Here is a 7,399-nt window from a genome sequence, read left to right as displayed (position 1 = left end):
ATTTTTATATTTACCCTTTAAATTTATTCAATTAGGATGCCGCCTCTTTTTTTGGGCCGAAAATTTTAAAAATGTATTTGTACATTTTTATTGGCCTTTGAGTTTGGTATTTGTCTGAGAAGTTTTATGAATAAAGTTTATAAGGTCATTTGGAATGCTTCGATTGGAGCATGGGTTGCAACATCTGAAATTGCAAAAGGTAAAACAAAGACTAAATCAAAAACTTTAAATGTATCAGCGGTAGTTTTAACTGGTGTAATTAGTTTTGCTCCAAATACTTTCGCAGGGACAAATACCGACGGAGGAGTAGGCCAAGGAACATCTATTTCAGGTACAACTTCTTGTCGTGAAGGTAATGCAAGTACTGCCAATGAAAAAGATGTCGCTATTGGTTGTGGAGCCCAAACTCAAGACAGAACAGGCTCTAACATCGCAAATCGTAATAATCCTTATAATAATTCTACTGGTGCTTATGCTGGCACAATGAAACAAGGCGGGGCGATCAGTGTGGGTACTGGCGCCGTAGTTGAGAAAGGTTTAGGTACAGCAATTGGTTCTTATGCGACAACTCAAGGTATTTCAGGTGTCGCAATTGGTACAGGTGCTTTATCTTCTGGAAATACCGCTCTTGCACTTGGGCGCCAATCTGCCGCGACTGCCGATTTTTCTCAAGCCATTGGTAATGTTGCAGCAGCTACAGGTAAAGGCTCGTTAGCAATTGGACACTCGGCAACGGCAGAAGGTTACCGTTCAATTGCAATTGGTTCGCCAGATATTGAAAATGCTGACCCAGTTGCGGGGCAAGCAGGTGCTGCTTATCAACCAAAAATGGCAACAAAAGCAACGGGTAAAGACTCGATTGCGTTTGGTGGTGGCGCAGTTGCCACGGAAGAAAATGCTTTAGCAATTGGTGCATTTTCAGAATCTAAAGGTAAAAAGTCTGTTGCGATTGGTACAGGCGCAAAAGCACAAAAAGATAATGCAGTTGTGATTGGAGACCAAGCTGAGGCTACTTTCGATGGTGGTGTCGCAATTGGTAAAGGTGCGCGTTCAGAAGCTGAAAATAGTATTGCTGTAGGTAAAGATTCAAAAGCAGTCCAGGCTACGGGTGAAAGTTTCTTAACTAAACAATCCGCTCCAACTGGTGTTTTATCAATTGGTGATGTAGGAAGTGAACGCCGTATTCAAAACGTAGCAGACGGCGCTGCAGATTCTGACGCTGCCACTATACGTCAGTTAAAAGCTGCTCGTACTCACTATGTCAGTATTAATGATAACGGTCAGCAAGGTGGTAACTTTGAAAATGATGGGGCAACTGGACGTAATGCAATTGCTGTTGGTGTGAATACTTCTGCTGCTGGTCGTGAGGCAATGGCGATTGGTGCATATGCACAGGCGATGGGTTCTGGCGCAATTTCAATGGGTAGTAGCAGTCAAACGATTGGTCGTGGGGATGTTGCTATCGGCCGTAATGCATCGACTAAAGGAGCAGAAGGTACACCGTCTGGCTATAGCAATCAGTCGATTGCGATTGGTGATCAGACAAAAGCGATTGGAGATCAGTCGATTGCGATTGGTGCTGATGTGATTGCCAAAGGGAACTCTTCTGTTGCAATTGGTGGTGATGATGTCGATAAAATCGCCCAAGACGCTGAGCTAAGTAAAACCTATACAGAAATTACGGGTGGTGTGCTTAAAGCAGGCAGCTATCCAACAACTGAAGCAAATCACGGCTCAACGGCTGTCGGTACTCAAGCTGTAGGTACAGGCGCATTTTCTTCTGCGTTTGGTATGACCTCTAAAGCAACAGGTGACGCTTCATCAGCTTTTGGCGTCATGTCAAATGCTTCGGGTAAAGGGGCTGCTGCATTTGGTGCGGTTGCTCAAGCAACAGGTGATGGTGCATCGGCAATGGGTATTAACTCATTGGCATCGGGTACAAATTCAACAGCAATTGGCTCTGGTAACAAACCAGGTGAAGGTGCAAAAGCAACTGGAAACAGTGCTGCTGCAATTGGTAGTGGTGCCCAAGCAACAGGCGATAACTCGGCTGCAATTGGTAAAGGGGCTGAGGCTACAAATGAAAATGCTGCTGCTGTAGGTGGCGGTGCAAAAGCAACGGGTAAAAATGCTGCAGCCATTGGTGGTGGTGCAATTGCTGACCAAGAAAATGCAGTTGCAGTTGGTCAAGGTGCCCAGTCTTTGGTTGAAGGTGGTGTAGCTTTAGGTGCACGCAGTAAAGTAGAAGCTAAAAATAGTGTTGCTTTAGGCCAAGATGCTGTAGCAACCGAAGCGACAGGAAGTTCTTTCCTGACCAATCGTGATGCTTCTAAATCTAATGGTGTTATTTCTGTTGGGTCGGCTGGAAAAGAACGCCGTATTACTAATGTTGAAGATGGCTCAGCTGACTCAGATGCGGTAACAGTACGTCAGCTTAAAAATGTTGATGGACGTGTAAACCAAAACACGAACAATATTAGTAAAAATGCTCAGAATATTACCAATCTAAATCAAAAGTTAGATGATACAAAAACTGACTTTGGTAACCAGATTACGGATACAAACACCAAGTTAAACAATACCAAAGATCAGTTAACAACTCAGATTAATGACACTAAAACTGAGTTAAACAACACGATTGGTAATACGAAAACTGAACTGAATAGCAAAATCGACAACACCAAGACCGAGCTTGAAAACAAAGGCTTAAACTTTGCTGGTAATAGCGGTGCAGATGTACACCGTAAACTTGGTGACAAGCTCAACATTATAGGTGGTGCGGATGCTTCAACTCCAGCGTCAAAAACAAGCGGTGAAAATGTTATTACCCGTACCACTCAAGATGGTATTCAGATTGAATTGTTAAAAGACTCAAAATTTGACAGTGTGACTACTGGCAACACCACTTTGAACAACAATGGTTTGGCTATTAAAGACGGTCCAAGCATTACTAAAGACGGTATTAATGCAGGTGGCAAACAAATTACCAATGTTGCAGATGGTGTAAATGCCAAAGATGCAGTGAATGTTGATCAGCTCATCAAAGTAAAAGAGAGCTTAAATGGCAAAATCACTGATACAAATAATCAGTTAAATGATGCGAAAAAAGATTTGGGTAATCAGATCGCAGATACCAACAAGAGTTTAAATGATGCTAAGAATGATCTTGGTAATCAAATTACCGATACCAACACCAAGTTAAACAATACCAAAGATCAGTTAACAACTCAGATTAATGACACTAAAACTGAGTTAAACAACACGATTGGTAATACGAAAACTGAACTGAATAGCAAAATCGACAACACCAAGACCGAGCTTGAAAACAAAGGCTTGAATTTTGCTGGTAATAGTGGTGCAGACGTACATCGTAAACTTGGCGAGAAGCTTAATATTGTGGGTGGTGCAGCTGTTTCAACACCAGCAGCTAAGACCAGCGGTGAAAATGTTATTACCCGTACCACTCAAGATGGTATTCAGATTGAGTTATTAAAAGACTCGAAGTTTGACAGTGTGACTACTGGCAATACTACTTTAAACAATAATGGCTTAACCATTAAAGAAGGTCCAAGCATTACTAAAGAAGGTATTAATGCGGGTGGTAAACAAATTACCAATGTGGCTGATGGTGTAAATGCTAAAGATGCAGTGAATAAAGGTCAGTTAGATGATCTTGCTGCCAAGCAAAATGCAACTGATGATGCAGCGGTGAAATACGATGACGCTAAAACCAAAGACAAAGTTACTTTAAAAGGTAAGGATGGTACGGTTTTAGATAACGTGAAAGCAGGTAACATTTCATCGACTTCAAAAGAAGCGGTCAATGGTAGTCAGATTCATAATATTTCAAACAGTATTAAAAACAGCATTGGTGGAAATACAGTTGTAAACCCAGACGGTAGTTTGACGACCAATAACATTGGTGGAACAGGTAAAAACAACATTAATGATGCAATCAAGTCTGTAGATGACAAAGTTACAAACGGTATTAAGGATGTTGAAAACAAAGGCTTGAACTTTGCTGGTAATAGCGGTGCAGATGTACACCGTAAACTTGGTGACAAGCTCAATATTGTGGGTGGTGCAGCTGCTTCAACACCAGCAGCTAAGACCAGCGGTGAAAATGTCATTACCCGTACCACTCAAGATGGCATTCAGATTGAACTGTTGAAAGACTCGAAGTTTGACAGTGTGACTACTGGTAACACGACTTTAAATAATAATGGTTTAACCATTAAAGAAGGTCCAAGCATTACTAAAGAAGGTATTAATGCAGGTGGTAAACAAATTACCAATGTGGCTGATGGTGTAAATGCTAAAGATGCAGTGAATAAAGGTCAGTTAGATGATCTTGCTGCCAAGCAAAATGCAACTGATGATGCTGCAGTGAAATACGATGATGCTAAAACCAAAGATAAAGTCACCTTAAAAGGTAAAGACGGCACGGTTTTAGATAACGTGAAAGCAGGCAACATTTCATCAACTTCAAAGGAAGCGGTAAATGGTAGTCAGATTCATAATATTTCAAACAGTATTAAAAACAGTATTGGTGGAAATACAGTTGTAAACCCAGACGGCAGCCTGACGACCAATAACATTGGAGGAACGGGTAAAAACAACATTAATGATGCAATTAGTGAAGTAAAAAATACTGCAACTAAAGCAAAAACGACTGTAACTGAAGGCGACAACATTGTTGTAAAACAATCTGTTAATAAAGATGGTAGTACTAACTACGAGGTAGCGACCAAGAAAGATCTAACTTTAGATAGCGTTACTACGGGCGATAGCGTACTTAATCATAATGGCCTAACCATTAAAGATGGCCCAAGTATGACTAAAGATGGCATTAATGCTGGCGGTAAGAAAATTACTGATGTCGCGAATGGCATGATTGCACAAAATTCTAAAGATGCTGTAAATGGTAGTCAGGTTCATAACATCTCAACAAGTATTAAAAATAGTATTGGTGGAAATACAGTTGTGAACCCAGACGGTAGCCTGACGACTAATAACATTGGTGGCACGGGTAAAAACAATATCAATGACGCAATCAAGTCGGTAGATGACAAAGTCACCAATGGTGTAAATGACTTGACTCAAAAAGGGCTGAATTTTGGTGCGAATGACCAGAAAGCAACTCAGGGTAAAGCTGTTCATCGTAAGCTTGGTGACACTATTAATATTGTAGGTGGGGCTAATCCAGAAACTGCTGAAGATAAAACTAGTGGTGAAAACATTATTACTCGTACCACAGAAGATGGCATCAAAATCGAGATGCTAAAAGATGTGAAATTCGACAGTGTAAATGTCGGCGGTCATGTCTTGAATCAGCAAGGTCTTATCATTAAAGGCGGTCCAAGCATCACAATTAATGGTATTGATGCTGGAAGTAAGCAAATTACCAATGTTGCAGATGGTGTAAATGCAAAAGACGCGGTCAATAAAGGCCAGTTAGACAAGCAAATTAATGAAGTTAAAGATCAAATTGGTAAAGATATTGGCAAACTTTCTGACCATGCTGTGCAGTATGACAAAGATAAAAATGGCAATGTTGACAAAAACTCAGTCACTTTAGGTGGAGGAGATAAAGGTACCAATCTGAAAAATGTAGCTGATGGTAAAGTTACTGAAGGCTCTAAAGACGCCGTAAATGGTGGTCAATTATGGAATGTTCAAAATCAAGTCGATAAGAACTCGAATGATATTAAGAACATTCAAAACAACATTGACAATATTTCTAATGGTAAAGCCGGTTTAGTTCAACAGCAAAAACCAAATGGTGAAATCACGGTCGGTAAAGACACGGGTGGTACTAGCGTAAATATGGCTGGTAAAGACGGTGATCGAGTTGTCCAAGGTGTCAAAGATGGTGAGATTAAAGCTGGTTCGAACCAAGCCGTAAATGGTGGCCAAATCCATAATATTTCAAACAGTATCAAAAACAGTATTGGTGGAAATACAACTGTTAATAGTGATGGTTCAATCACGACTAAAAACATTGGTGGAACGGGCAAAGACAATATTAATGATGCCATTGGTACGTTAAATCAGTCGAACCAAGAATTGGGCAACAAAATTACCAATCTGGGAGATCAGTTACAACAAGTGTTCTATGACACCAATAAACGTATTGATGACGTTGAGAAAAAAGCCAATGCGGGTATTGCCGCTGCCATGGCCTTGGAAAATGCACCATTTGTCGCAGGTAAATACACCTATGCTGTGGGTGCTGCATATCATGGTGGTGAAAACGCTGTCGGTGTGACCTTACGTAAAACATCTGACAATGGTCGTTGGTCAATCACAGGTGGTGTGGCAGCTGCATCTCAAGGTGAGCCAAGCGTTCGTATTGGTATCAGTGGTGTTATTAACTAAGAAACTGGTTAGGAGAGTAGCAATGCTCTCCTTGCTCGACAGATTAAAGAGATTATAGAAATGAATAAAACAATCCAAAGCTTAGTCGTAGCAGCTTTTGCTGGTTTCACGGTAATAACTTATGCAAATGAACCAGCTCAGCCACAGGAAATTCATTTTCCTGCAACTGAAAAAAGTTATTTGAAACAAGTAAAACGCTATGAATACCAAGATGTTGCTCGTTTAGACAAAGGCCTAAATAAAGATCAAATTCGAGCTTTACTGGGAAATCCTCAGTTTAGTGAAGGCCTTTTCGCAGTAAAAATCTGGAACTATGTACTTGATGTTCGTATTCCTAATACGAACCAGTACCAACGTTGTCAGTTACGTGTTGATTTTGATAAGCGCTATTTAGCAGAACGTTTATCTTGGAAAGGTGAAGCGTGTGAAGGTTTGGCCGCTTGGGGAGAAAATAATCAGGTGCCAGCACGTAACGCTGTAATTGCAGATCGTACAGCGAGTGTCTTATTTGCCTTTGATCGATTCGATGTTAATGCTATTGAAGAGGGTACTGACAGCATTACTAAAATTTCTGAGCAGATCAAGAAAAGCCAAACAACGAACCCTGTTATTGTTTCAGGCTTTACAGATCGGTTAGGTAAATTTAGCTATAACCAACAATTGTCTTCACAACGTGCTAATACTATTGCCAAATTATTGGTGCAACAAGGCATTGAAGCGAGTCGAATACAAATACAGGCGAATAGTCAGACCGATTTATATAAGCAGTGTAGCGGTAACAATAGTTCACAACTTATTCAATGTTTAGCACCAAATAGACGTGTTAATATCAATTGGTGAAACGGTCTGTCAGGTAAAAGTAACCACCTTTAAAGTGGTTACTTTTATTCTTTTAGTAAACTGAAAAATAAATCAATCAGCTACATTTTGAATCATATAATCCTTTAATTACCTATAAAATTATAAAACGAATGGGATATTGATCCCCACCTAATATTGACTCTAGCTTTAATCTTCAAAT

Annotated in this window: 2 protein-coding genes; both read left to right on the top strand. The window is 40.3% G+C overall.

The genetic code is table 11. The features are described from left to right. The first annotated feature begins 126 nt into the window (after positions 1-126). Positions 127-6,378 (top strand): trimeric autotransporter adhesin Ata, encoded by a 6,252-nt coding sequence (gene ata / locus ACH63V_RS17600; RefSeq protein ID WP_396464254.1) that lies wholly within the window; start codon positions 127-129, stop codon positions 6,376-6,378. 60 nt (positions 6,379-6,438) lie between these two features. After that, a complete protein-coding gene (locus ACH63V_RS17595) occupies positions 6,439-7,218 on the top strand; it encodes an OmpA family protein (RefSeq protein ID WP_396464252.1) in 780 nt (259 codons plus the stop codon). Positions 7,219-7,399: the final 181 nt, after the last annotated feature.

The sequence above is a fragment of the Acinetobacter sp. ABJ-A23_2 genome, assembly GCF_044538765.1.
Taxonomy (GTDB): Bacteria; Pseudomonadota; Gammaproteobacteria; order Pseudomonadales; family Moraxellaceae; genus Acinetobacter; species Acinetobacter nosocomialis_A.
Note: the sequence above shows the minus strand (reverse complement) of the source record. Positions and strands in the feature narration are given on the sequence as shown.